General features: G+C 44.8%; 28 protein-coding genes, 1 tRNA gene and 1 pseudogene. 9 read left to right on the forward strand and 21 right to left on the reverse strand.

Annotated features, from left to right (window positions below):
- Entirely contained in the window at positions 1 to 1,590 is a 1,590-nt protein-coding gene (locus WIG73_RS08485) for a hypothetical protein (protein ID WP_337400122.1), read from the reverse strand.
- 48 nt (positions 1,591 to 1,638) lie between these two features.
- Positions 1,639 to 2,958: a tRNA (N(6)-L-threonylcarbamoyladenosine(37)-C(2))-methylthiotransferase MtaB gene (gene mtaB / locus WIG73_RS08490; RefSeq protein ID WP_337400123.1), complete on the reverse strand. Its 1,320-nt coding sequence runs from the start codon at positions 2,956 to 2,958 to the stop codon at positions 1,639 to 1,641.
- Between the two features lie 171 nt (positions 2,959 to 3,129).
- Between mtaB and WIG73_RS08495 the strand changes: the two genes are divergently transcribed.
- Positions 3,130 to 3,206: transfer RNA gene (locus tag WIG73_RS08495), tRNA-Pro, on the forward strand.
- Between the two features lie 449 nt (positions 3,207 to 3,655).
- On the opposite strand, the gene WIG73_RS08500 is transcribed toward WIG73_RS08495, so the two are convergent.
- A complete protein-coding gene (locus WIG73_RS08500; RefSeq protein ID WP_337400124.1) occupies positions 3,656 to 5,083 on the reverse strand; it encodes a lectin-like protein in 1,428 nt (475 codons plus the stop codon).
- An 864-nt stretch (positions 5,084 to 5,947) separates the two neighbouring features.
- Here WIG73_RS08500 and WIG73_RS08505 point away from each other — a divergent pair.
- The 3 genes from WIG73_RS08505 to WIG73_RS08515 all read left to right on the forward strand — a co-directional run bounded on the left by WIG73_RS08505 (position 5,948) and on the right by WIG73_RS08515 (position 9,375).
- Positions 5,948 to 7,855, forward strand: coding sequence for an N-6 DNA methylase (locus WIG73_RS08505; RefSeq protein WP_337400125.1), 1,908 nt, complete (start codon positions 5,948 to 5,950; stop codon positions 7,853 to 7,855).
- Positions 7,842 to 8,186 carry a type II toxin-antitoxin system PemK/MazF family toxin gene (locus WIG73_RS08510; RefSeq protein WP_337400126.1) on the forward strand — a complete coding sequence of 115 codons (345 nt, stop codon included), beginning with the start codon at positions 7,842 to 7,844 and terminating at the stop codon, positions 8,184 to 8,186. Before WIG73_RS08505 ends, WIG73_RS08510 begins: the two co-directional genes overlap by 14 nt.
- A gap of 298 nt (positions 8,187 to 8,484) precedes the next feature.
- Positions 8,485 to 9,375, forward strand: a complete 891-nt coding sequence (locus tag WIG73_RS08515) for a DUF3737 family protein (RefSeq protein WP_337400127.1) — start codon at positions 8,485 to 8,487, stop codon at positions 9,373 to 9,375.
- On the opposite strand, the gene WIG73_RS08520 is transcribed toward WIG73_RS08515, so the two are convergent.
- Positions 9,305 to 10,084 (reverse strand): MerR family transcriptional regulator, encoded by a 780-nt coding sequence (locus WIG73_RS08520; RefSeq protein ID WP_337400128.1) that lies wholly within the window; start codon positions 10,082 to 10,084, stop codon positions 9,305 to 9,307. The two genes, WIG73_RS08515 and WIG73_RS08520, sit on opposite strands and share 71 nt — an antisense overlap.
- Positions 10,085 to 10,170: 86 nt before the next feature.
- Here WIG73_RS08520 and WIG73_RS08525 point away from each other — a divergent pair, with 86 nt between their 5' ends.
- Positions 10,171 to 10,875: a DUF4097 family beta strand repeat-containing protein gene (locus WIG73_RS08525; RefSeq protein WP_337400129.1), complete on the forward strand. Its 705-nt coding sequence runs from the start codon at positions 10,171 to 10,173 to the stop codon at positions 10,873 to 10,875.
- Positions 10,876 to 11,057: 182 nt separating this feature from the next.
- Here the strand turns inward: WIG73_RS08525 and WIG73_RS08530 are convergent.
- A pseudogene (locus tag WIG73_RS08530) lies at positions 11,058 to 11,363 on the reverse strand (response regulator); the annotation flags it as partial.
- Between the two features lie 130 nt (positions 11,364 to 11,493).
- Here WIG73_RS08530 and WIG73_RS08535 point away from each other — a divergent pair.
- The 4 genes from WIG73_RS08535 (at position 11,494) to WIG73_RS08550 (ending at position 16,633) form a co-directional block, all read left to right on the forward strand.
- Entirely contained in the window at positions 11,494 to 12,165 is a 672-nt protein-coding gene (locus WIG73_RS08535; protein ID WP_337400130.1) for a nitroreductase family protein, read from the forward strand.
- A gap of 78 nt (positions 12,166 to 12,243) precedes the next feature.
- Positions 12,244 to 14,328 carry a von Willebrand factor type A domain-containing protein gene (locus tag WIG73_RS08540; RefSeq protein WP_337400131.1) on the forward strand — a complete coding sequence of 695 codons (2,085 nt, stop codon included), beginning with the start codon at positions 12,244 to 12,246 and terminating at the stop codon, positions 14,326 to 14,328.
- A gap of 126 nt (positions 14,329 to 14,454) precedes the next feature.
- Positions 14,455 to 16,263 (forward strand): 5'-nucleotidase C-terminal domain-containing protein, encoded by a 1,809-nt coding sequence (locus WIG73_RS08545; protein WP_337400132.1) that lies wholly within the window; start codon positions 14,455 to 14,457, stop codon positions 16,261 to 16,263.
- A 118-nt stretch (positions 16,264 to 16,381) separates the two neighbouring features.
- The gene (locus tag WIG73_RS08550; protein WP_177679839.1) at positions 16,382 to 16,633 is read left to right on the forward strand and encodes a DUF6809 family protein; all 252 of its coding nucleotides are present in this window, start codon (positions 16,382 to 16,384) and stop codon (positions 16,631 to 16,633) included.
- Between the two features lie 75 nt (positions 16,634 to 16,708).
- On the opposite strand, the gene rplQ is transcribed toward WIG73_RS08550, so the two are convergent.
- From rplQ to rplF, 16 genes are all read right to left on the reverse strand, one after another.
- Positions 16,709 to 17,050 (reverse strand): 50S ribosomal protein L17, encoded by a 342-nt coding sequence (rplQ, locus tag WIG73_RS08555; protein WP_177679838.1) that lies wholly within the window; start codon positions 17,048 to 17,050, stop codon positions 16,709 to 16,711.
- A 33-nt stretch (positions 17,051 to 17,083) separates the two neighbouring features.
- On the reverse strand, positions 17,084 to 18,034 hold the full coding sequence (locus tag WIG73_RS08560; RefSeq protein ID WP_177679837.1) for a DNA-directed RNA polymerase subunit alpha: 951 nt from the start codon (positions 18,032 to 18,034) through the stop codon (positions 17,084 to 17,086).
- 109 nt (positions 18,035 to 18,143) lie between these two features.
- The gene (gene rpsD / locus WIG73_RS08565) at positions 18,144 to 18,770 is read right to left on the reverse strand and encodes a 30S ribosomal protein S4 (protein WP_177679836.1); all 627 of its coding nucleotides are present in this window, start codon (positions 18,768 to 18,770) and stop codon (positions 18,144 to 18,146) included.
- A 44-nt stretch (positions 18,771 to 18,814) separates the two neighbouring features.
- Entirely contained in the window at positions 18,815 to 19,207 is a 393-nt protein-coding gene (gene rpsK / locus WIG73_RS08570; RefSeq protein WP_177679835.1) for a 30S ribosomal protein S11, read from the reverse strand.
- Between the two features lie 47 nt (positions 19,208 to 19,254).
- Entirely contained in the window at positions 19,255 to 19,623 is a 369-nt protein-coding gene (rpsM, locus tag WIG73_RS08575; RefSeq protein WP_177679834.1) for a 30S ribosomal protein S13, read from the reverse strand.
- Between the two features lie 108 nt (positions 19,624 to 19,731).
- Positions 19,732 to 19,845, reverse strand: a complete 114-nt coding sequence (gene rpmJ, locus WIG73_RS08580; RefSeq protein WP_018590391.1) for a 50S ribosomal protein L36 — start codon at positions 19,843 to 19,845, stop codon at positions 19,732 to 19,734.
- A gap of 61 nt (positions 19,846 to 19,906) precedes the next feature.
- Positions 19,907 to 20,125 carry a translation initiation factor IF-1 gene (gene infA / locus WIG73_RS08585; protein WP_177679833.1) on the reverse strand — a complete coding sequence of 73 codons (219 nt, stop codon included), beginning with the start codon at positions 20,123 to 20,125 and terminating at the stop codon, positions 19,907 to 19,909.
- A gap of 14 nt (positions 20,126 to 20,139) precedes the next feature.
- The gene (locus WIG73_RS08590; protein ID WP_177679832.1) at positions 20,140 to 20,409 is read right to left on the reverse strand and encodes a KOW domain-containing RNA-binding protein; all 270 of its coding nucleotides are present in this window, start codon (positions 20,407 to 20,409) and stop codon (positions 20,140 to 20,142) included.
- Positions 20,410 to 20,427: 18 nt separating this feature from the next.
- Positions 20,428 to 21,177 carry a type I methionyl aminopeptidase gene (gene map, locus WIG73_RS08595; protein WP_337400135.1) on the reverse strand — a complete coding sequence of 250 codons (750 nt, stop codon included), beginning with the start codon at positions 21,175 to 21,177 and terminating at the stop codon, positions 20,428 to 20,430.
- Positions 21,174 to 21,827, reverse strand: coding sequence for an adenylate kinase (locus WIG73_RS08600; RefSeq protein ID WP_177679830.1), 654 nt, complete (start codon positions 21,825 to 21,827; stop codon positions 21,174 to 21,176). The genes map and WIG73_RS08600 overlap by 4 nt, the downstream gene beginning before the upstream one ends.
- A 15-nt stretch (positions 21,828 to 21,842) precedes the next feature.
- Complete coding sequence (secY, locus tag WIG73_RS08605; RefSeq protein ID WP_337400137.1) at positions 21,843 to 23,138, reverse strand: preprotein translocase subunit SecY; 1,296 nt, start codon at positions 23,136 to 23,138, stop codon at positions 21,843 to 21,845.
- 2 nt (positions 23,139 to 23,140) lie between these two features.
- Complete coding sequence (gene rplO / locus WIG73_RS08610) at positions 23,141 to 23,584, reverse strand: 50S ribosomal protein L15 (protein ID WP_177679828.1); 444 nt, start codon at positions 23,582 to 23,584, stop codon at positions 23,141 to 23,143.
- Between the two features lie 20 nt (positions 23,585 to 23,604).
- Positions 23,605 to 23,784 carry a 50S ribosomal protein L30 gene (gene rpmD / locus WIG73_RS08615; RefSeq protein WP_249311150.1) on the reverse strand — a complete coding sequence of 60 codons (180 nt, stop codon included), beginning with the start codon at positions 23,782 to 23,784 and terminating at the stop codon, positions 23,605 to 23,607.
- 13 nt (positions 23,785 to 23,797) lie between these two features.
- Positions 23,798 to 24,301 (reverse strand): 30S ribosomal protein S5, encoded by a 504-nt coding sequence (rpsE, locus tag WIG73_RS08620; RefSeq protein WP_177679826.1) that lies wholly within the window; start codon positions 24,299 to 24,301, stop codon positions 23,798 to 23,800.
- A gap of 18 nt (positions 24,302 to 24,319) precedes the next feature.
- Positions 24,320 to 24,682, reverse strand: a complete 363-nt coding sequence (rplR, locus tag WIG73_RS08625) for a 50S ribosomal protein L18 (protein ID WP_337400138.1) — start codon at positions 24,680 to 24,682, stop codon at positions 24,320 to 24,322.
- Between the two features lie 83 nt (positions 24,683 to 24,765).
- Positions 24,766 to 25,033, reverse strand: a 268-nt coding sequence (gene rplF / locus WIG73_RS08630; RefSeq protein ID WP_337400139.1) for a 50S ribosomal protein L6, incomplete at its 5' end; no start/stop codon positions are given.

Below are 25,033 nucleotides of genomic sequence, written 5' to 3' on the forward strand. Positions count from 1 at the left end.
TTATGAATAGGACTGAATTTGCCGAATTGCGTCCTGCACGGCCGCCTCGCTCTCCAGCGGCTGGGAATAAATCACACTGCCGCCGCAGGTTGCCGTGGCAAGGTAGATAGAGCCCGCCTTTTTAATGACGCAGGAAATGGGCTTGTTTAAATACTGGCTCACACCCATCTGTTCGGCATAGGGGCCAATGGCCACCATCTCACCCGTTCTGGGGTGTTTCACCTTTGTGCTGGACGAAATCACCACCGTGGACGAATATACCACGTCCCCGTCCGCCGCAGAATCAGCCGGGCTGTCGGATGATTTGCCGTCTGTCCCGCCCTGGGGCTTTGCCGGCGGAATCGTGTCAAGCTCCTCTGCAAACTTTGCAAAGTCCTCCGGGGTGTTAGTTGCGGTTTCTGCCGCTGCACCAGCCTGTTTCATCACGTCGTTCCGTTTTAGCACAAACGTGTCGCCGCCGGTTTTCTCCACCGTAATCGTATTCACGTCTGAAAGCAGACTGAACAGCACCGCCGCGTCTTTCGTCAGCTTTGTTCTGTCAATATTTGCTTCTTCTGAAAACACTAATTTTAGCCCCTCCGGCGATTTTGCCGCAGAAACGGTTTTCATTTGGTCGGGCGTTAAAATCTTTTCTAAAATCTGCATTACCGACTGGTCGGTGCTCTCGGCGGTTTTCATCGCCACCAGCGCTTCAGCGTTGTCGCGGTAGAGATTTGTAGGGATTTCCAAAAGCCGGGACGTTTCTGTTTCGCCGGTTTTCAGGCGGTAAGAGGTAATGCCCTTGTCTTTTACAATTTCTTTGGTTAAGCCGTCAAAAATAACCGGATTGTTGTCATAGGTATAAACACCGTCTCCCCGGTCGTAATAGGAATATAAATAGCCGCGCCCTGCATCGCTTTCAATGTGGGACCAGGTTTTTAAAACCGCACCATCGGCTGTGGTTTCATAGCTTAAAATGTCCAGCCCGGTTCGCTCGCCTTTCTTCTGGCGGCTGATAAAGGCATCGATTAAGCTCACATTTTTCACCGCGGTGCTGCCATCTGACAGAGTAATCTTTGCGGTTTTGTCGTCGCCAATGTCGTAATAGCCCACTGCCGCAATGTTCTTTTGCGGCGGCTTTGAGCCAATTTCAGGAATTTTCAGGCTTGCCGCAATCCGCTCCGCCGTCATGGAGCTTACCCCCGTGCGGAGCAAGGTAATTGAAATGGCATAAGGCTCGGGGTTGGGTATGTTTTTAATAAAATACTGCACGGCCCTTCCGCTATCTGTTTCAAAGGTGTTTTTTAAAATCACCTCCGTTTTATTTTCGGTTTTCACATTGCCTTTGGCCTCAAAGCCCGAATAGGCAACTGCGTTATTTGCATCCGGCTCCTCGTTTACCAAAACGAATTTACCTACTGCAACGCCATTTTTGTCGGTTAACGTGCCGTTTGCGTCGGAGCTCCAGCCCTTTGGCACCGAAATTTCATATCCCTTGGCAGAAATTGTTTTCACCAGCGGCTTGCCAACGGCAAACCACACGGCGCAGGCCGCCGCGGCAACAACCAAAACTGCGGCAATCACGCCAACCGCTATTTTTCCTTTTTTCATGTTTCTCACTCCAGTTTTTAACGGGGAAATGCGCTCCCCATTTCCAATTTAATTTTTATGTTCCTCTGTCAGCTCGCCAATGGCAAGCCCGTCTTTCTCACCGGTAATGGCAACGGTATGAAACTCCCCGCTAACATCCCTTTGGCTTTTGGCCAAAACGGTGATGTAATTGTCCGTTTTCCCCTCATAAAGATTGGGAATTCCCTTATGCTCCTGCTCAAACAGCACCGAAACGGTTTTTCCAATGTAAGATGCCACAAACTGCTGGTTTAAAGTTTTCACAAGACCAATCAGCCGGTGGCTGCGATCTTCTTTCACTTCGGGAGCAACCTGACCATCCATCTTTTCAGCCTTCGTGCCTTTGCGCACAGAATATTTAAAAACATGCGCGTCGGCAAAACCAATTTTTTCAACAAAGGCCAAGGTGTTTAGAAACTCCTCCTCCGTTTCACCGGGAAAGCCCACCATTATGTCGGTAGTAATAGCCGCGCCGGGCAATGCTCTGCGAATTTTTAAAACTGCGGCTTCATAGTCCGCCGTGGAATAGTGCCGGTTCATTCTAAAAAGCGTTTCGTCACATCCGCTTTGCAGAGACAGGTGAAAGTGCCGGCAAACTTTTGAAAGCCCGGCAATTTGCTGTGTAAATATATCGTCAAACAAGGTTGGTTCCAGCGAACCCAAACGAATTCGCGCAATTCCGTCAATTTTGTTTAATTCAGCCAGCAGGTCAATTAAATATGGCCCGCCCCGCTCTTTGCCGTAGGAGGCCAAATGAATTCCCACCAGCACAATTTCTGAAAAGCCGCTTTGGCTCAGGCGCTTAGCCTCGACAACGCAGCTTTCCAGCGAGCGGGAACGAATTCTGCCCCGGGCGTAGGGAATAATGCAGTAAGAGCAAAAGTTGTTGCACCCGTCCTGCACCTTTAAAAAGGCCCGGCTTCTGCCCTCGTAGCTGGTAACACAAAGTTCTTCAAACTCGTCTTTTTCGTCCAAGCCCGACACAAGGCATACCCGTTTGCGGGTTAATAAAAATTCCTCCACTACGTCCGCCGTGCGGCCCTTGTCCCCCGTGCCTAAAATTAGGTCCACCTCTGGGATAGCCGCAACCTCCTCCGGTGCGGTTTGGGCATAGCACCCCATCACCACCAGCACCGCATTGGGGTTTAACTGTTTTGTCCGCCGAATCATCTGGCGGGACTTGCGGCTCGACAGGTGCGTCACCGTGCAGGTGTTAATTATGTAAACGTCGGCAGCCTGGTCGAAGTCAGTTAAGAAAAAGCCCCTTTTTGCAAACTGTTCTGCCACCGCCTCCGACTCGTAGGCGTTCACCTTGCATCCCAGCGTGCAAATGGCAACGGATTTTGTCATACTTCCTCCAAAAGATTATGATTTTTCACGGTAATATTATACCATGCTCCACCCCAAATGGCAAGTAAATTGCCTCAATCGTAAAAAAAGTTTAAAATTTAGCGCATTTTTTTTATAAAAAATACTTGCAATTTATCGCAGATTGTATTATAATAATCAAGTACGCAAAAACGGGATGTAGCGCAGTTTGGTAGCGCACTACGTTCGGGACGTAGGGGCCGCAGGTTCAAATCCTGTCATCCCGACCAGTCGGAGCAAAGGAAAGCCTTGCTCCGTTTTTCTTTGTCAGGAAAAACAAACGCCCGCTTTCTTGCTTCTCCTCTTTCGTAAGAAGTCCCGCTCGGTTCGCCTGCTCAGTTGTAAACGCCTTCGCGGCGGTTCTCTGTCGCTATCAACTTTTCACGACTTTGCGCTTCGGTGCTGTCAAGCCCTTATTTTACTGTATTTTTACGAAAGTCCAATAAAAATACTTACAACAAATGTGAACGGTAATTTTGATAAAAAATTATCGTTCTTTTTGTTTGCCCATGCCGAGCAAACAAAAAGAGTAACCTTTTTTCTTGGCTACTCTTAAAATTCGTATTCAATTTTATTTTGCAATAATGTTTACTTTTAAAGTGCATATCGCATATACAGGGGGAGGATAATTCAAAGGTCCTGTATGTATTAAGCCGCCCCCATTTATAGATCAAAAAAACTATTGCAGATTTTTATAGCTTCTAAGGGACATGACTAGTGCCTGCTCTCGCGTAGCATTTGCATATCTTTCTGCTTCCTGTTTAGAATTTGTGTTTCTGGGTGCAAACAATTCATCCCCTATGCCGCTGATGACACCGTATTTTGTCATAAAATAAACGCTTGGCTTTGCATACTCAGAAATTTCTTCATCATCAGCATATTTGGGAACGCCGGAATAATTAATCGTAAACTGCTCATCCGTCGCCAAGGTCCACTCTGGCCATTCGGAGCGTTTATACACCCTGCAAAGCATAGTAGCCAGCTGTTCTCTAGTAATCCATTCATCCGGTGCAAATTGCTCTTCACTATAACCAGCCACTGCACCGATGTTATAAGCTTTTAAAATATAATTTCTGTTTTCATTTTCTCCAATATCTTTAAATTTGCACTCGGAAGACATTACTGCACGTCCGTCTGTCATGGATTCAAATAGCTCAACACAAATTGCGGCAAACTCGCCGCGTGTCACGGGCTGTGTCATATCCTTTCCTACTAATACGTCTGGAATCAGACCGATATCCGCCGCTTCTTGAAGTTCTGAAGTGGACCATTCCGCAGAATCTGCCCAGGTCTCCCACTCGCAGATAAAGCCGATTGTGTCTGCGGAAAAATTGTCTTCTTCGCCGGGATAAGTATTGTCATTATACATATCATTCCATGCAAATCGCCTGCTGCTTCCAACTGCAGGGTTTGCCGTGTTGTAGATCTGAACATACTGCTCCTTCTCTCCGTCGGAGCGAGTGTGGCTGTTGGGTTCGATCGAGTCCCAGTTGGAATAAGAAAACACCTCGCCTGTAATCCATGCAGGCGAACCTTCCGCTGTCGTTGCACCGATCCAATATTGTTTCTTAGAACCGCCTTCTAATAGTCCCTCTACAAATTTCTGTTCCGCTTCGGAGGTAATGGTTACCAGATGTCCTCCAAGTTCTTCGCAGCGTGCCTTTGCCTGGGTCCAGGTCAACCCCTCATCAAAACGTTGATAGCTGTGATTTTGATAAATACTATCTGTCAGCTGCTGGTAGCTTTCATTATTTCGGATCAGAACAAATTCCCAGCTGCTGTTTTCACTCACCAGTCCCGTATATACCCCGTCAGCCAAAGTTCCTGACAAAGAAACAAACGAATAGCCGGAAGGATGATTGATCCATTCGTCCCCCTCTACTACATATTGTCCCCCGTCATAGGACACATAAACAGTATAAGAACCATCCTTCGCATTGGATTTCCCAGGCATATTATAAAATTCAAATATTCCTGTACCATCTTCATTCACAGTAAGCGTCAGACCTGTTTGCCCCTGATTGGCGTAGTACCAACCTTCATAGGTGCCCGCAAAAGTGGTAACTTCATCAGACGCTGCTGTACATACCAGACATGTAGCGAACAAAAAGAATGCAGCAAAAAACAGGCAAGCGATTTTTTTCATTATTATCTTCCTTTCTAAACAGATCTAAAATAGTTTATTTTAATAGAATTTATTTTATCACATTTATGAATTAATGTCAATTCATATCGGGAAACAGTTAGTGTCAAGTAAAAATTAACAAGCTATTCAACGAACCATAAAAAACTTACCGATTTTTACTTGACATTATATTTTACCCTGCAGCAGATTACATGCACCCCTGATTTTGGTTATCTTTTATTGTCATTATTGATATGCTGAATTTGGAGATGTTCAAATGTAAATATTAGGAATTAACGAACCCTGTTCAGCGGCTCAAATAGTCTCCGATGGCAGACGATACACTTGTCCCAATAAAAAATAAGTGGTGAAATGTACTTTAAATTTAAAAATAGATAGCACAGTAGCTAATTTTTCTGAGTTCAAAGATTAAGCCTCCATAGAGTAATTATATCGAACTTACAAGGGAGTGCAACTTTCTTGTAAGGGTGATGCTCGAAATGACAAGGGGTACATTTTATCAAAATTAGCATTCTTTGTCAAAACGAAGCAAAAAAGTTCTGCTCTGTTTTTTGTCAAAAAACATCCGCCAGTTTTTTTATTAGTGCAGTCAAGCCCCTTATTTTTGATAACCTTTATAAAATCCTCTATCAAAAGTAATTGTTATACTTTAATAAATAATGTTACAAATAAAATTTTAAGATAAAATAAAAAAATTGATAAACTTTGAAAAATATTATTGACAAATTAATACTGTTGTTTTATAATACTAAATATCAAGAAAGTTTAAAGATTACATTATATAAATTTAATTAAAGTATTGTAATTACTTTTGAGGTGATTTAAATGGAAACAATGAGTTCGATAACCAAATTTTTTTTGGAGCCCATATTAAAAAAATCTCCAAATTCACTTGAAACACTGAATCAGGGATTGCTCGTATGTTTTGCTGCATATGTAATAAAGAAAAAACAAATAAGCGAACATGACAGCTATTTTAGAAAAAACGTACAAACAAATACAGAAATATACATTCGTGATTTGATTTATGATGTAATTCACCCAAACGTTCCCAAAGAGCTGAGAGAGGCAGTAGATGTAATAACGGCTGAAAATAAGTATTGCGACATAACAGAAATGACGGAATTTTTATTGAACAACAAATTAAATATAGAAGATTGTCAGAAAATTGCTAACGATTTAGCTGTCCACTACTATCCCATGGTGATTACAGAATCTATCACTACCCCTGCCCCCATTAACGAATTATGCCTGTCTATTTTAAACCCAATCAACGGTTCCTTTTACGATGGTGTAGCCGGTCTTTGTTCAACCTGTATTGCCGCAGGTCGATATGCCAAAGAACGAAACGGAGAACTCTTTATTTATGCGCAGGAAAAACTGGAAATATTGTGCGCCGTTTCTACAATTCGGGCATATATAAATGAAATTGAGTTTTCGCAGATACTGAGCGGAGATGTGTTTACAAATCCCCGTTTTAAAAATGATTTTGGAGAAGGCCTGATGAGATTTGATTACTCCATCATGTTTCCTCCCCTCGGCTCCTCCTGGTCTGATTTAGAACAAACGATTGTTAACGATTCATATGACAGGTTCAAATTTAGCTACGCGCTGCCAAAATCCAATTCTGAGTGGCTGTTTATTGAGCACCAAGCGGCTTCTTTAGCCGATACCGGCCGAGGTATTATCGCAGTTTCAACAGGAACCTTATACAATTCCTCATACAGCTGGATTCGGCGTCATGTAATTGAGGAAGGATATATAGAATGCATTATCACATTGCCATCAAAAATTTTATCTTACACAACAATGCCGCTGAGCCTAATTGTAATCAATAAAGCAAAGAGAAACTCCGCTATCACAATGATACAGGCTGAAGGCCTATTCTCAAAAAACAATTCTACCCGTGTTGTAGACCAGCTGGACAAGCAGGTTATTAATAAAATTGTATCAATTTATAACGGAACATGTATGGATCAACAAATCGGAAGAGTAATAAACGAACAAGAACTTTTGCAGAATGATTGTATCTTATTGCCCAGCCGTTATATATCGTCCTCCTCTATTGAATCTGAACTGGGCCGGGTATTTGTGGATCTTAGCAAAGTTACAAATTGGCCCGTACTTAAAAATATTTCTGATAAAATATACCGAGGTATGAACGTTTCAAAGACGGCAGAAGAATGCCCGGATGGGAAGTATAGAATCATTAATTATGCAGATATCCAGGACGGAAACATTATTTTAGAGAATTTAAAAACCTATCATATAAATGCTGATGTTTCAAAATATGTGGTTCAACCAGGAGATGTTCTCGTCTCGTGTAAAGGTGTTACGATTAAAACCTGCGTCGTACCTGATGGCATTCATAATATCTTATTATCCATCAATTTTGTCGGGATACGGCTCAATAAAGAAAAATGTGATCCGTATTATTTGAAATATTGTTTAGACAGTCCAGTTGGACAAGCATTTTTAAAAGGCCGTCAGGTCGGAACCTCCATTATTACCTTAAAAAACAAAGATTTTGAAGAATTTCCAATTTCTTTAGTGCCTATAACGGAACAAAAACGTTATATTGCTGAGTTTGAAAAAACAAACCGTTACATTTGTAACGAGATTGAACAGTTACATCGCCATTTAATTCATGAAAAATGGCAATTTTATCAGCACCTTGGATTAGGCGAAATTATTACAAGAATTGGGGAGGACTATCAAGATGAATCAAATTAGAACCGGCGATATTTTTTTGGTGGACTTTAAAGCAGATACTTCAAGCAACATAATTCGTGGGTTTCGGCCAGCGATTGTTGTAAAAACCTCGAACAATTCACCTCTGATTCATTTAGTACCTTTAAGTACGAGTGTAAGAAAAAAATTGAATTGTTTTCATATTAAAATCACTGGTTATGGATTGGATAAGCCGAGTATTGCCTTAATTGAACAGATTTGTCCAATGGATAAATTAAAGCTTGGCAAAAAGATTGGATCAATATCTGAAAAAAGTGAACTTCAGCACATTCTTAATAGTGTAAAGCATTTTTTTGAACTTGATGCGGCATAGGTAAACGGTATTTTAAATAAAGAGAGCTTGAGTATAATTGGGAGGGCCAGATGTGCTGGCTGCCCCCTATTGTAATTTTGGAGCGGAAGCTAAAACTGGCGCCTTAATGGCCCGTTTGGTTTGGAAAATATAACAACGTGCCCCCCCTGCTAACAAAGCAGGGGGGCTTTCACTCTCTTTAAACAGACTTATCATAGACAAAAGGCATAGTGATCTATAAAAGATGAGTATTTGCCATTTTTGCCGCTATGCGTTATAATAAAGACAGTAAAATGAAACAGACATGGAGGAACAAGCTATGAAACTGATACAAAATCAAACGTTCGACGCGGAGCGGGCGTTGTATGGCGAAAAGGAGCTTCATTTAAATAACTGCACGTTCGATGGTCCGGCAGACGGCGAAAGCGCATTAAAAGAGTGTGAAAACATTCAGGTTGAAAACTGCCGGTTTCACCTCCGCTACCCTTTTTGGCACGACAGCGGCCTGAAGGTGAACGGCTCAGAACTTACGCCCCTATGCCGTGCCGCCCTATGGTATGACAATCGTGTAGAAATCAAAAACAGCAAGCTGCACGGCATTAAAGCCCTGCGGGAATGCAGCGACGTTGCGATTTCCGGCTGCGACATTTGCTCTGCCGAATTTGGCTGGTCGGTGCGGAATTTGCAAATGCACCATTGCACCGCCGAAAGCGAATATTTTCTTATGCGCTCTGAGAACATGCGGCTGAGCCATGTGCGGCTGAAAGGAAAATATTCGTTTCAATACATAAAGAACGCGGTTTTTGAAGACTGCGAGTTTGACACAAAAGACGCATTCTGGCACGCCGAAAACGTAACGGTGAAAAACAGTGTTATTAAGGGGGAATATTTGGGGTGGTATTCAAACGGCCTGACGCTGGATCACTGCAAAATTATCGGCACCCAGCCCTTATGCTACTGCAAAAACCTGACGCTTTTGGATTGCGAAATGTCCGGCACCGACCTGTGCTTTGAAAAATCCCAGGTCAACGCAACCATAAAGACACCGGTAGACAGCATAAAAAATCCTTTGTCCGGCACCATATACGCGCCATCGGTGAGCGAAATTATTATGGACGACGAAAACGCCCGGGGAAAAATCATTGTAGATAAAGCTGTATTTGATAGTCCCACTGCAAAATCCCCGTCACCACAATGCTGTGCACAATGAATTCCGGCCTTGCACCATATGCTTCTTTCGCCCGTTTTAAAAGCACCTGAAGCACTTGGTCTTTATTCTCCTCTGTACAGTTTGCGCAAAGGTAATCCCCCTCCGGCAAAACCGTAAGCCCCTCTAACGAAGGGAAACTGCAGCACACGGCAAACAGCCTGGTTTTGCCCTTTATTGTAATCATGCCTGCCGCGTCTTCAAACAAAAACTTTGGCCGCTGCTGTTCGTTTAACTGCTCATAAAAGTGGCTGTGGTAGCTCCACAAATTTTTTAAATTGGGACGCTCTAAATTGTCCGACAGCAAAATCACCCGTTTGGGCATGTGCTTCACAAACCAGTCTTCTTCGCCGCCTTGCGCGGCGCTTTTCTTTTTTTCATAGTCCAGCCGGGCGCGCTTAATTTTTTCTTTCGCATATTTTAAGCGTGCAATTTTTTGATCTGCGCTCTGTTCCGCCTGCTTTAAACGCGCAATCACGCAGGACAAATCCTTTTGCTGCAAAAGTTCTTTTATGTCTGTGAGCGAAAAGTCCATTATTTTTAAAAGCTCAATGGTTTTTAACTGCACAATCTCCTGCTGAGAATAATAGCGATACCCCGAAAATTTGTCCCTCTGGCACGGCTTTACAAGGCCAATCCTGTCATAGTGCCGCAGGGTTTCGGTGGTGGTGCCTGCAAGTTTTGCCGCCTGTTTTATGGTAAATTCCTGCATAAAAAATTCCCCCTTGACTTTTGTGTTACACAAAGGTGTATAATGTAATTATACCATAAAAAACAACATTGTGGGAGGAATATTTTATGAAAAAAATATTAAAAAATCAGATTGTAACAATTTGCCTTGCGGCGGTCGTGGCTGCCGCCGGCACGTTGCTCACCGGCTGCGGCGCAAAGCCTTCCGGCGAGGAACATGAATTTGTGGAAAAAAACTACACCGCCCCGGCAGAAGACGTGAACACCCTGACTATTGACGTGAAAAACCGGAAAATTGAACTGCTTCCATCGGAAAACGAGCAAATCTGCATTACCTATTATGAAAGCGACAAGGAATTTTATGAGCTGAACCGAACGGAAGAAAAAGAGCTGCGCATGACCTATGCCGAAAACAAACAATGGGGCGACTATGTAGGCAGAAAAACCGCTCCGGAAAACAGAACTGTCCGCATTGAGCTTCCTCAGTCCGCTTTACACAGCCTTACGCTTAACACCACCAATGCAGACATTTCCCTGCCGCCCCTTTCGGTTTTAAATTCTGTAACGGTGTCAGTAAACAACGGCAACATTGCGCTGGAAAACCTAAACCCAGGAAACTCCGTTACGTTAAACGCGAAAAACGGCAACATCAGCGGAACCATTGCAGGAACAATGGACGAGTTTGCAATTCACACACAGGTGAAAAAGGGAGAAAGCAATTTGCCGCCAGAAAAGGAAACCGGCACAAAAACGTTGCTTGCCTCTGCCAACAACGGTAATATTCAGTTAAACTTTCTTGGACAAAATGAATAAAAAAACACGGGCAGGCAATTGCGCCTGTCCTTTTTTGCGCTTTTGGTTTCCTGTACCGTTGTGTCAGACAAGCAGGCCAGTGAATATAATGTTAGTAGGAAATTCTATTTTATGTAAAGGAGCAAAAAAATGGCAACAATATCAGGAAGAGTCATTTTCGACAGGGACAGAAACGTCACAGTCACCTCGTCAGATTCGCCGTCGCTTTGGGTTGCCACAATTACGGCAATTGAAGAAAGCCCTGCGTCCGCCTTGACAATGGACAAAAATGTATAACCGTCCATCACGGGCATAACAAGGTCCAGCAGGATGATGGAAATGCCCTCCTTGTAGCGCCGTGCGATTTCAAGTGCTTTCTGGCCGTTTTCGGCCTCCAAAACTTCATATTCCGTTGCCAAAATCCCACACAGCAGCTCCCGGTTGAGCATGTTATCTTCCACAACCAGGACCTTTTCCTTGAATACATTGGACAATCCCCTTTCGGACATTTTTCAGCATAATATATGTAACTCATTCTATCACCGTGCAGGATAAAAAGCAAATAATCTTTTTAAGCAAAAAGCAAAACTTGACGCGGTTAACAATCAAGTGCTATAATCATAAAAAAGGAGGAATATTATGGACATTTTAGACACCATGAATTCACGGCATGCAGTGCGCGCATTTAAAAATACACCTATAGACCTTGGCAAAACCACTGCCTTAAATGAGCTGATTGAGAGCATAAATAAACGCAGCGGACTGCATATTCAATTAATTACAAACGAACCAGAGGCGTTTTCCGGCATTATGGCCCGCATGGCTGGCTTTCGAAACGCAAAAAACTATATAGCACTGATAGGAAAAAACGCCCCTGGCCTTGAGGAACGGTGCGGATATTTTGGGGAACACATCGTGTTAAAAGCGACTGAGCTTGGGCTAAACACCTGCTGGGTAGCCCTGACCTTTAACCGGGGCAAGTGCCGTAAAAAGTGCGAAATAGATTCAGAAAAGGGTGAAAAGCTTTTAATGATCATTGCTCTGGGCATCGGTGAATCAAATGGCACGCCTCACACCTCAAAACCCCCAGAATCCTTTTATACTCCCACTGGGAACGAGCCCGAATGGTTTGTCCGCGGCATTAGAGCTGCCGCTCTGGCTCCAACCGCCATGAACAAACAAAAATTTTTCTTCACTTTAAGCGGCGGTTTCGTTTCCGCTGAATCACCCAAAGGCTTTGAGGTGGATTTGGGAATTGTGAAATATCACTTTGAAGCGGCGGCAGGAAAAGGGAATTTTCAGTGGAGGTAATTTATAATTGACAGTTTTTGTCGATTTATGATATACTGAAAACACAATTAACATCCAAAGATATAAAGGAGGATTATCATGAAAATAAAGAAATTGACAAGCATTATTCTTGCGGTTGGTATGCTGCTTTTTAGCATGAAACTGCCCGCACTGCGCGCGGAGGATTTGCCTTCTGCGCCCATGGCTTTTATGGTGGAAAAGGGTATTTTTCAGGGAGATGAGACCGGAAATCTGAATGAAAACGGCCTGATTTCAAGAGGTGAATTTTGCAAAATTGTGTCGATTGCTTTTGGTCTTTCGGCGCAGGAAAAAGCAGCGCCTTTTCAGGATACGCAAAACCACTGGGCTAAGGAATATATTGACATCTTGTTTTCAAACGGATATGTCAGCGGCGTAAGCGAAACTGAGTTTGAGCCGGATGAAACGGTTACATATGAGCAGGCCTTTGCCATAATCCTGCGGATTGCGGGATATTCTACGCAAGATTATCCCTATGGCTATCTGACCGCTGCAATGAATTTAGGCATCAGTGACCGCGTCCCCGCTTTAACGGGACAGCCAGCAAGACGAATTGACGCTGCCCAAATGCTTTTCAACGTTTTAACAAATAGTGACGAGAGCAATTGGAATTATTCTAACACCTATTTTTCCGACGGCTCTGCAGGAGGATCGTCAGGCAGCGCCACTGCCGGAGGTACCAGCAGGCCGGCTTCCTCCTCAGATTATGATGCAAAAGACGGCTATTTTCCCTCTTATCCGAGCTATCCAATAAATACAGAGGAATATGCATACAATCCCGAAAACGGATACCGCTCTCCGGTTACCAGCCCCCTTTCCACCTTTTCTTTGGACGTTGACACCGCCTCCTATAGTAATGTGCGGCAAAAGTTACTGCGGGGTCAGCTACCTGAAAAGGGCGCTGTAAGAACAGAGGAAATGGTTAACTATTTTGACTACGATTTTCCCGTTCCGAAAGATAGTGAACCGTTTTCGGTTTATACCGAGGTCGCAGCCTGCCCCTGGAATGAAAACAACAATCTTGCAATGATAGCCTTAAAAGGATATGAACTGGAGAAGGCCCAGGCACCGGCGAGTAATCTTGTATTTTTAATTGACGTTTCCGGCTCCATGTTTTCGCAGAACAAACTGCCTTTGGCGCAAAAATCTATGCTGATGCTGGCAGATACCTTAAATGCTGACGACAAGATAACCATTGTAACTTACGCAGGAAGCTCCGACGTTGTGTTAGACACGGTCTCCGGCAGTGAAAAAGAGACCATTAAAACCGCCGTTAATTCTCTGCATGCCGGCGGAAGCACAAACGGCGCAGGGGGCATTATAACTGCCTATGAAAAAGCGCAGGCGGCATTTATTGACGGCGGTAACAACCGGGTTATTATTTGTTCAGACGGCGATTTTAACGTCGGTATAACCGCAAACGCAAGCTTAGAAGAATTAATTTCTGAAAAGGCCAAAAGTGGCGTATTTTTAAGCGTTTTGGGCTTTGGTATGGGAAATTATAAAGACAGCAAGATGGAACTTCTAGCTGACTGCGGCAACGGCAATTACGCCTATATTGACAGTTTAAAAGAAGCCAAAAAGGTGTTGGTGGATGACATGACGTCAACCATATTCACCATTGCTAAAGATGTGAAGCTGCAAGTTGAGTTTAATCCCGCCAGAGTTTCACAATATCGGTTAATTGGCTACGAAAACCGGCTTTTGAATCCGGAAGATTTTACCGACGATACAAAAGACGCCGGTGAAATGGGCGCGGGTCACACCATGGTGGCGTTTTACGAAATTGTTCCCAATAAAGACGGAACCGTTGATGGGACAGATTTCAAATATCAAGACGTAACCGTAAAGGATAGCGGCGATATTTTCACCGTTCATTTAAGATACAAACTGCCCGGCAGCGATACAAGTGAACAAGCGCAGGATATTTCTGAAACTGAAATCTCCCAGCTTCCCAGTGAAAACTTTAATTTTGCCTCGGCAGTTGTAGAATTTGCACTGATTTTAAACAATTCAGAATTTAGAGCAGATGCAAGTTTAAACAATGTTATCGCCCGTGCACTCGAAAACCGCGGAGCGGACGAATTTGGCTATCGCGCAGAATTTCTGCAACTTGCAAATTTAGTAAAACTGCTAATTGAATAACATAAAAAATCGAGCTGGAAAATGTTTTCGGCTCGTTTTTTTATGTGTTTAAATCTTGACAACCCTGCCAATTTGTGCTACTTTTAATCTAATAAGTCAATTCTCTTGAAAGGACGGAAAAAACAAATGAAAAAACGAATTTTAACACTGCTGCTTGCCATTACATTGGCGTTGGGCGTTTGTACGCCTGCGGTTTTTGCCGGGGAGGACAACGCGGCGGTTACCATTATCCACACGACCGACGCCCACGGCAGAACGCTGGGCTATGCGGCCATTGCCAATTTGGTGAAACAGCACGAAAGTGCAGGAGAAAATGTGCTGCTGTTAGACTCCGGCGACATTTTCCACGGCCTGCCAGCGGCGAACTTAGAGCGCGGCGGCAGCATAGCGCCGCTTTTAAAAGCGGTGGGCTACGACGCTGTGACCACAGGCAACCACGACTATAACTTCGGCACAGACCGCTTAAAGGAGCTGGGCGAACAGGCCGGGACGCCCATTTTAGCCGCCAACGTGGTGGATGAAGATGGTAATCTGGTGTTTGAGGATTATAAAATTTGGAACTTTAACGGCTTTAAGGTAGGTGTGTTCGGCATTGCCAACGACCACACAAAGACCAAAACTGCCCCGGCCAACACCGATGGCATTGAATTCCGTGACGACATTGAAACCGCCAAAAAAATGGTAGACGAATTAGAGGACCAAGCAGACTACATTGTGGCGCTAACCCACATCGGAAGCCAGATTGAGTCTGAGGGCACCAGCATTGATTTGGCAAACGAGGTTAAGGGAATTGACCTGATTTTAGACGGCCACTCCCATAATACCAACGACGGCATTATAGTTGGCGAAACCATGCTGGTAAGCGATGGCTATAACCAGGAGAGCGCCGGCGTGGTTCGTGTTTACAGCGATAAAAAGGAGGAATTTTCTCGCTTCTCCATCACCGGAGATACGCCTGGGGACGAAGAAATTCAGGCCCTTGTCGATGCGACTGACAAGGCCCAGTCTGCGCTGTTAGAAGAAGAGGTCGGGGAAACCAGTGTGTTCTTAAACGCAGAATATCCCTTTGTCCGCACCCAGGAAACCTACATGGGCGATCTCATCTGCGACAGCTACCGCCTGGAAACCGGGGCGCAGATTGCTGTTGAAAACGGCGGCGGAATTCGCGCGTCAATCCCGGCGGGCAAAATTACCCGGGGCCAGGTTTACAAGGCGTTTCCTTTTGGGAATTACATCGTGACAAAAGAAGTAACAGGGGCAGATTTTATTCAGATTTTAGAAGACTCTGTGAGAGAAGTTACCGAAATGGGCGGTTCTTTTCTGCAAATTTCTGGCGCAGGCTATGCTTATGACGCAGCGAAAGAGCCCGGCAAGCGCATTAGCGGCGTTACCGTTGCGGGCCAGCCAATTGACCCAGCCGCGACATATACCGTTGCCACCAACAACTATGTGGGCACAACATTTTCAAAATTTGCAGACTATCCGGTGTTAAACGAATATTGCGCTTCTGACGAGGCGCTGATTTCCTACCTGGCAAAGGGCGCCGTAGCGTTTCATGATGAAACTCCCCGCATAACGGTGCTCGGCGGCATTGGGAATGACTACCGCATTTGTATCGACGCATATTTAACCGAGAACGACGTTGCCCCCGTTGTGAGCGGCGAGTCTGTTCTTCTTCCTTTCCGTGCGGTGTTTGAGCTGTCGAACTATACCGTGTCGTGGGACGGCGCACTGCAAACGGCAACCGCCGCTAAGGACGCAAGTACCGTCAGCGTTTGCTATTCAGACGGAACGGTGGCCATTGACGGCGTGCCTGTTGACGCAAAGGTCACTATGGTGCAGGACAGGGTGCTGATAGACAGCGCAGCCATTGCAAAAGCGCTGAACAAAGCCGTTTATGTTGATGAATTTACAAAATCTATCGTATTATTTTAAAGGAACTAAAGCCGCCCAAAATGGGCGGCTTTTTTATTCTCTGACATCACTTTGAATTCGTGTACAACCTTTTTCTATGCTATACTGTTTTTAAAGAAAAGTAAAAAGGAGGAAACTCATGAACATTTTAGACGAATTTCGGGACTTGTGCTTTGATCGTCCAAATTTTCTATCGAAAAATTCGGACTATTGGAACTATTCCCAAAAAATCATTGAAAAAGAAGAACACCTGACCAGCGAAGAAATGGAAAAATTAGAAAGCATATTGGCCGACGTGAACAAATCAAACCGCATTGAAGTTGAAAACGCATTTAACCAGGGTTTTTGCGCCGGCGTAAAGTTAATGGCGGAAATATTCTCAAAAAAATAAAAAAAACAAGAAACTGTTGATTAACAGTTTCTTGTTTTATGCATAAATTTTTGTATACAAAATTTAAGTTTTCGATTAAACCAGCTCAATTACTGCCATTTCAGCAGCGTCGCCGCGTCTGGGGCCCATTTTTAACACTCTTGTGTAGCCGCCGTTACGGTCTTGATATTTCGGAGCGATTTCGTCGAACAGTTTGAAAACAACCTCTTTATCCGTAATGTAAGACAGTGCTTGTCTTCTGGAATGTAAGGTGTTCTTTTTGCCAAGTGTAATCATTTTATCAGCGATGCTTCTAAGTTCCTTTGCCTTCTGCACTGTGGTAACCAGTTTCCCGTTTGCCAAAAGCGCCGTGGTCAGGCTGCGAAACATTGCAATTCGCTGGTCGGTTGGCCGACCTAATTTTCTTGTTCCCGGCATCTGTCACTACCTCCTTGATTAAATAATTTTGCGTTAGTCCTCACGTTTTGCAAAGGACTGTCCCAGTGCGTGAAGCTTTCCGATAACTTCCTCTAAGGATTTTCTTCCCAGGTTGCGGACTTTCACCATATCGTCTTCTGTCCGGTTGGTTAAATCCTCCACAGTGTTAATTCCCGCACGCTTTAAGCAGTTGTAGGAACGAACAGAGAGGTCTAACTCCTCAATGGTCATCTCCAGCACTTTTTCCTTCTGGCCGACTTCTTTTTCAATGAGAATATCGGCGTTCTTTGCTTCTTCCGAGAGGTCAATAAACTGCATTAAATGCTCGTTTATGATTTTCGCCGCAAGGCTCACCGCCTCGTCGGGGCTGATGGACCCGTCGGTCCAAACCTCTAAGGTGAGCTTGTCGTAGTCTGTAATATTGCCGACACGGGTGTTTTCAACAGAATAGTTCACCCTGTGCACGGGTGTGTAAATTGAGTCTACCGGAATTACTCCGATAATATTTTGGTTGATTTGCTTGTTCCGTTCTGCCGAAACATAGCCGCGGCCCTTAGAAAACGTAATTTCCATATAGAGCTTTGCGTCTTTGCCCAGCGTTGCGATTTTAAGGTCGGGATTGCAGATTTCGATGTCAGAATCCAGCTTAATATCGCCGGCGTGGATGACGCCTTCACCCTCCGCCTCAATATAAACAACCTTCGGCGTGTCACAGTGTAATTTCACCGCGATTTGCTTGATGTTTAAAATAATTTCCGTAACATCTTCTTTCACGCCGGGTATTGTCGAAAATTCGTGCAGTACTCCGTCAATCTTCACAGAGGTTGCGGCAGCGCCCGGAAGCGATGAAAGCAACATTCTTCTGAGCGAGTTACCCAGCGTTGTGCCGTAGCCGCGCTCTAAAGGCTCTGCAACAAACTTGCCGTAAGTACCGTTATCGTTAATCTCTACACACTCAACTTTAGGCTTTTCTATTTCTAACATAGTTAACCCTCCCTCATATATTTTGGTTAAATTTCACGCACACCAACATGCATGTAAGCGCCGAGGGTAATCTCGATTGTAAAGCTTTGAATGCGAAATAACAATATTATTATTTCGAATACAATTCGACAATAAGATGTTCCTCAATTTCAAGGTCAATGTCTTCTCTCTTCGCCAAGGTAACTACCTTGCTTTCGCATGTGTCGTGGTTTGCGTCAAGCCATGAAGGAACGGTTCTTCCCGAAGTGATGTCCAAAATTGCTTTAAACTTTTCAGAAGACCTGCTCTTTTCCTGCAATGTAATTACATCGCCGGGCTTAACCAAATAGGACGGAATGTCAACTCTCTTGCCGTTTACCTCAAAATGGCCGTGCGTAACTAAAATTCTGGCTTCCGGTCTTGATGTTGCAAATCCGGAACGGTAAACAACATTGTCTAATCTGCTCTCAATAATCTGGAGCAGGTTTTCACCGGTAACGCCCTGTTTCTTTTCAGCCATATCAAAATATTTTGCAAACTGAGATTCCAAAACGCCGTAATATCTCTTTGCTTTTTGCTTTTCTCTTAACTGTAAACCATATTCAGACAGCTTCTTTCTGCTCTGCCCATGCATTCCGGGAGCACCCTTCCTGCGGGTGACTGCACATTTGTCTGTGTAACATCTTTCGCCCTTTAAAAACAGCTTCATGCCCTCTCTGCGGCAAAATCTGCACACTGCGCCTGTATAACGTGCCATCTAAATTTACACCTCCTTAAATTTTAAACCAATTCGTAAATGCATCAAACTCTTCTTCTCTTCGGCGGTCTGCAGCCGTTGTGAGGAATGGGTGTTACGTCTTTAATCATGGTAACATCAAGACCTGCAGCCTGAAGCGCACGAATTGCAGCTTCACGTCCTGCGCCGGGGCCTTTAACAAAAACCTCAACTGTTTTTAAACCGTGTTCCATTGCAGCCTTTGCTGCTGTTTCTGCTGCCGACTGTGCTGCAAACGGCGTGCTCTTTCTGGAGCCGCGGAAACCCAAACCACCTGCGCTTGCCCAGCTGATTGCGTTGCCGGCAACGTCGGTGATGGTGATGATTGTATTATTAAACGTTGAACGAATGTGAACAGCGCCACGTTCGATATTCTTTTTAACCTTCCTGCGGGTACTTCTCTTAGCAACCTTTGCCATTTAGATAGTTCCTCCTTTCGACAGTGAATAGCCTTAACAGGCAGTTATTATTTCTTCTTGTTGGCGATTGTACGTTTCGGGCCTTTTCTGGTCCTTGCGTTTGTCTTTGTCTTCTGACCGCGAACCGGAAGACCTTTTCTGTGTCTTACGCCGCGGTAGCAGCCAATTTCCATCAGTCTTTTTATGTCAAGTGCGACATTACGTCTTAAATCGCCTTCAACAACATAGTCTCTGTCGATAATTTCTCTAAGCTTTGATACTTCGTCTTCGGTCAGGTCCTTTACCCTTGTGTCGGGGTTAATCCCGGCTTCGGCAAGAATTTTCTTGGAACTGGGAAGGCCGATACCGAATACATAGGTCAAGCCAACTTCAACTCTTTTTTCTCTTGGTAAATCCACGCCTGATATTCTGGCCATGCTTGTTTCGCACCTCCTGTTTTTGTGTTTAAATCTATAGCCACACCGGGAAAGTTTACACCGCTAAAGCTCGTGTATCAGCCGCTTTTCCCGGAAATTTACAGAAACTTAGCCCTGCTTCTGCTTGTGCTTCGGGTTTTCGCAAATAACCATTACCTTACCCTTACGCTTGATAATTTTGCATTTTTCACACATAGGTTTTACACTTGGTCTTACCTTCATGTTGTAAATACCTCCTTCATGGCAACTTTACCGCCATTTTGCGGCAATTTGTTTCTTACAGTTATTTCGCTCTCCAGGTGATGCGGCCCTTTGTCAGGTCATAGGGCGACATTTCAACCGTCACCTTGTCACCAGGGAGAATTCTGATATAATTTGTTCTGAGCTTTCCTGAAATGTGAGCCAAAATTTCGTGGCCGTTTTCAAACTTCACCTTAAACATTGCGTTGGGCAGAGCTTCTGAAACAATGCCTTCCAGCTCTATTACGCCGTCTTTTGCCATATACGATAAACCTCCTATACGTCTTGGTTAAACTTCGCTAATTCCTTTTTTAAGTCAGGGTTGGTAACCCGGACACCTGCGCTTATTTTTTCCTTTACCAGCGCAGATACATTTCCCGTATTCTCAAGATGCTTCCATTTCTTGCGCTTGGGGTTATCCACCCGGCGCAGGCTCCCGTCAGCAACTGAAACGAATTGTTCGTCAATCACCGACAGAACTACGAAATGTTTATCCTTATCTCTTCCAGCCTTTGAAATAACAATATCACCGGCACAGAAATTCAAACTATCATCACCTCAAAATTAGCATTTCGTCAGGATTTCGGCACCATGATCCGTAATTAAAATGGTATTTTCATAATGTGCCGAAAGCTTTCCGTCTGCTGTTACCACTGTCCATTCGTCGGGTAGCGTTATCACCTTGTACGTACCCAAGTTTACCATTGGCTCAACCGCAATGGTCATGCCGGAAACAAGCCGCGGCCCGCGGCCCGCCGTTCCAAAGTTGGGAACCTCAGGGTCTTCGTGAAGGTTTCGCCCCACGCCGTGCCCCACTAAGGCCCGAACCACCGAACAGCCGTTGCTTTCTACAAATTTCTGAATGTTTGCAGAAATGTCGAAGAGCCGGTTTCCTGAAACTGCTTGTTCAATTCCTTCAAAAAAACTCTGTTTTGTGACGGATATCAGCTTTTCTGCTTCAGGGGAAATTGTCCCCACCGCATAAGTTCTTGCCGCGTCTCCGTGGTATCCGCCGTACGCAGCGCCAATATCAACACTCACAATGTCTCCCTCGTGGAGGACTCTTGCATGGCTCGGAATTCCATGAACAACCTCCTGGTTTACCGAGATGCAAATGTGTCCGGGATATCCGTTATAGTGGTAAAACGAACAAGTAGCCCCGCTTTTGCTGATATATTCCGCTGCGATTTTATCGAGCTCCATGGTTGTAACACCGGGCTTAATGTGGTCTTTTAATGCTTCAAAGGTTTCGGCAGTAATTCTGCCGGCAACCCTCATTTGTTCAACCTCATGTGCTGATTTTATTTTAATCATAAACCCGCCTCAACCTGTCTTTCCCCAATGGCCTCCATCACTGCTTTGGTGGTGTCTTCCACCTTGTCCCGGCCGGTAACCGAAACCAGCAGCCCCTTGGCCTGATAATATTCTTTTAAGGGTTCGGTCTGCTCACTATATACTTTAATTCTGTTTCTGATAATTTCCGGCACATCGTCCTCACGCCGGACGAGGGGGCCTCCGCACTTGTCGCAAACACCCTCTTGTTTGGGCGGGTTGTCATGGATATGATACGTTGCGCCGCAAACCTTACATTCGCGCCGGCCCGAGAGCCGTTCCACAATAATATCCTCGTCCACATGGATTTCCAGCACCAAATCAACTAAAATTGGCAGCCGGTCCATAATTTCCGCCTGGGAAAGGGTTCTGGGAAATCCGTCTAAAATATAGCCGCTTTTGCAGTCGTCTTCCTTTAAACGTTCCTTCACCATTTCCACAACGTCATCATCGGGAACAAGCTCCCCGCGGTCGATAAAGGCTTTTGCCTGAATCCCCGCAGGAGTGTTTTCCGCGATAGCGTTTCTAATAATTCGTCCCGTAGAAATTGCGGGGATTTGAAATTTCTTTGCTAATTTTTCCGCCTGAGTGCCTTTTCCGGCCCCGGGCGGTCCCAACAGAACCAATTTCATAAATGAACCTCCGGCTTATTCAAGGAAGCCTTTGTAGTGTCTCATAAGCATCTGGGACTCTAACTGTTTCACTGTTTCAAGCGACACACCAACAACAATCAGAAGTGACGTACCGCCGATTGAAATACCGCTCATTGACGGAATAAATGCCAGCAGCAACGGGAATATTGCGATTGCAGCTAAGAAGATAGCACCCAAAAGCGTTACCTTTGACAAAACCTTTGCAATATAGTCCGATGTAGGCTTGCCCGGTCTGATGCCCGGAATAAATCCGCCGTTTCGTTTCATGTTGTTCGAAACCTCAATGGGATTGAACTGAATCGCAGTATAAAAATACGTGAAGAACAAAATCAGCAGGAAGTAGCATATAATATAGAAAGGATGCGTTTCGCTGAACCATCTTAAAATCGCGCCCCAAACACCCTCTGTCGGTGCGTTTGTACCATGAATAAACATGGAAATTGTTCTCGGGAAAGACATGATGGAAACCGCAAAGATAATTGGCATAACGCCGGCCATGATAACCTTGAGCGGAATGTGTGTGCTCTGGCCGCCGTAGCTCTTTCTGCCTACAACACGTTTTGCATACTGAACCGGAATTCTGCGTTCCGCCTCGTTCATTAAAACAACCGCGCCAATTGCCAAAACAGCAATAACAACAATTGCAATGATGGTTGCAGCCGACTGAATGGTAACACCGCCGGACTGTTCAACCATAGCTTTCATGGACTGAAGCATCTGCGGGCCTCTGGACACGATACCGATTACGATCAGTAAGGAAATACCGTTGCCCACACCCTTTTCTGTAATTTCTTCACCCAGCCACATCAAAAATGCCGTGCCGGCCGTAAATGTGAACGTTACAACAAAGTAAGCAAACACACCGCTGTCGCCGGTCATTGCTGACCTGAGGCTGAAGAACAGGCCTGTTGCCTGGATGAACGCCAGAATAACCGTTACATATCTTGTATAAGAAGCAATTTTTTTTCTTCCTTCTTCTCCCTCTTTGGCAAGCTTTTCCAAAGCGGGGATTGCAACTGTTAAAAGCTGCAGGATAATTGATGCGTTAATGTAGGGCGTAATGCTCATTGCAAAAATGGAAGCACGCTCTAACGCGCCGCCCGAAAAGTTGTTAATGAGCCCCTGAATGCCCTGGTCGAAGCCGCCCATAAGCTGTTTAATCATTTCGGCGTCAATTCCCGGAACGGGGATAAACGAACCAAGTCTGAAAATAACCAGCATCAGGATGGTGTAAAGCATTTTTTTGCGTAGATCCGGAATTTTCCATGCGTTCCGCAAGGTTTGAAGCATTCTCAGATCACCTCCGCCTTACCGCCTGCCGCGGCTATTTTTTCTTCTGCCGATTTGGTAAACCGGGCAGCTTTCACGTTTAAATTTTTCGCTGTCAGCTCGCCGCGTCCCATAACAACGATTCCGTCGTTTAACTTTTTAATGATGCCGGCTTCTTTCAGACTCTCTGCAGTTACGGTTGCGCCGCTTTCTAAGCCGTTTAAGTCGCTGACATTAATTTCCGTATATTGTTTCGCAAAGATGTTGGTAAAGCCTTTTTTCGGAAGACGTCTGTAAAGTGGCATCTGTCCGCCTTCAAAACCGGGCCTTACACCGCCGCCAGAACGGGCGTTCTGACCCTTGTGACCTTTGCCTGATGTTTTGCCGTTACCCGATCCGTGTCCGCGGCCAACTCTGAAAGCCTTGCGCTTAGACCCTTCTTTCGGGGATAATTCGTTCAAATTCATCTTGTGGCACCTCCTTCGGATTAAAGTTCTTCTACCTTTACCATATAGTCAACCTTATTGATCATTCCTAAGATTGTCGGGTTCGCTTCGTGAATTTTTTCATCACGAATCTTTTTAAGGCCAAGTGCCTTAACTGTTGCTATGTGGTCTTTTTTTCTGCCAATCGTACTTTTCATTAAAGTAACCTTTAGCTTAGCCATGGCGTTTGCCTCCTCAATTTAAGATTTCTTCAACGCTCTTGCCGCGCAGTCTGGCAACGTTTTCTGCACTCTTTAAAGATGCCAGGCCCTGAAGTGTTGCCTTCACAACGTTTCTGGGGTTGTTGGAGCGTAAAGATTTTGTTCTGATATCTGCGATACCGGCAAGCTCAAGCACTGCTCTCGCTGCGCCGCCGGCAATAACGCCCGTACCTTTTCCAGCAGGCTTTAACAATACTCTGCCTGCGCCGAATTCGCCGGTTATTTCGTGAGGAATTGTTGTTCCAACCATGTTTACTTTAATCAGGTTTTTCTTCGCATCTTCAATTCCCTTACGGATTGCGTCCGGAATTTCAGAAGATTTTCCTGTGCCGCAGCCAACATATCCGTTTTCATCGCCAACAACAACCAGCGCGCTGAAACGGAAGGTTCTGCCGCCCTTCACAACCTTTGCAACACGGTTTAAGTTTACAACTCTTTCTTTTAAATCTAATGTGCTTGCGTCAATTAGTTGAGCCAAAACGATTTCCTCCTTCTCTTAGAATTTAAGACCGGCTTCTCTTGCGCCTTCTGCAAGCTCTAATACACGGCCGTGGTAAATATATCCGCCTCTGTCAAAAACAACAGAGTCAATTCCTTTTTCAATTGCTTTTTTTGCAATTAGTTCTCCGACTTTTCTTGCTGCGTCTTTGTTGCCGCCGTAGGTGGCCTTTAAATCGCCCTCTAAGCTCGATGCTGCGGCCAACGTTACACCTTTATCGTCGTCAATAATCTGGGCATAGATGTTCTTAAGACTTCTGTAAACGCAGAGCCTCGGACGGCTGGCCGTTCCGGAAACTGTTTTTCTGACTCTTTTATGTCTTCTCAGTCTTGAAACATTACTTGACTGCTTTTTAATCAATTTCGTTCACTCCTTTATTGAATGCCATTAAAATTATGGATTTTGCCATAACTTCTAACATTTGAATCAGACGATGCAGCCGATTATTTCTTGCTGCCCGTCTTACCTTCCTTACGTCTGATGTGCTCTGTGGCATATTTAATACCCTTGCCCTTATACGGCTCGGGGGGCCTTTTCTCACGAACCTTTGCCGCAAACTGGCCAACCACCTGGTTGTCGATGCCCTTAATAACAATTTCGTTTGCCGAGGGTACTTCAATGGTAACGCCGTCAACGGGTTCCATTTCCACCAAATGGGAATACCCTAAGTTCATCACGAGCTTTTTGCCCTGCAGCTGCGCCCTGTAACCA

The sequence above is a fragment of the Congzhengia sp. genome (genome assembly GCF_037235575.1).
In the GTDB taxonomy this organism is placed as follows: domain Bacteria; phylum Bacillota; class Clostridia; order UBA1381; family UBA9506; genus Congzhengia; species Congzhengia minquanensis.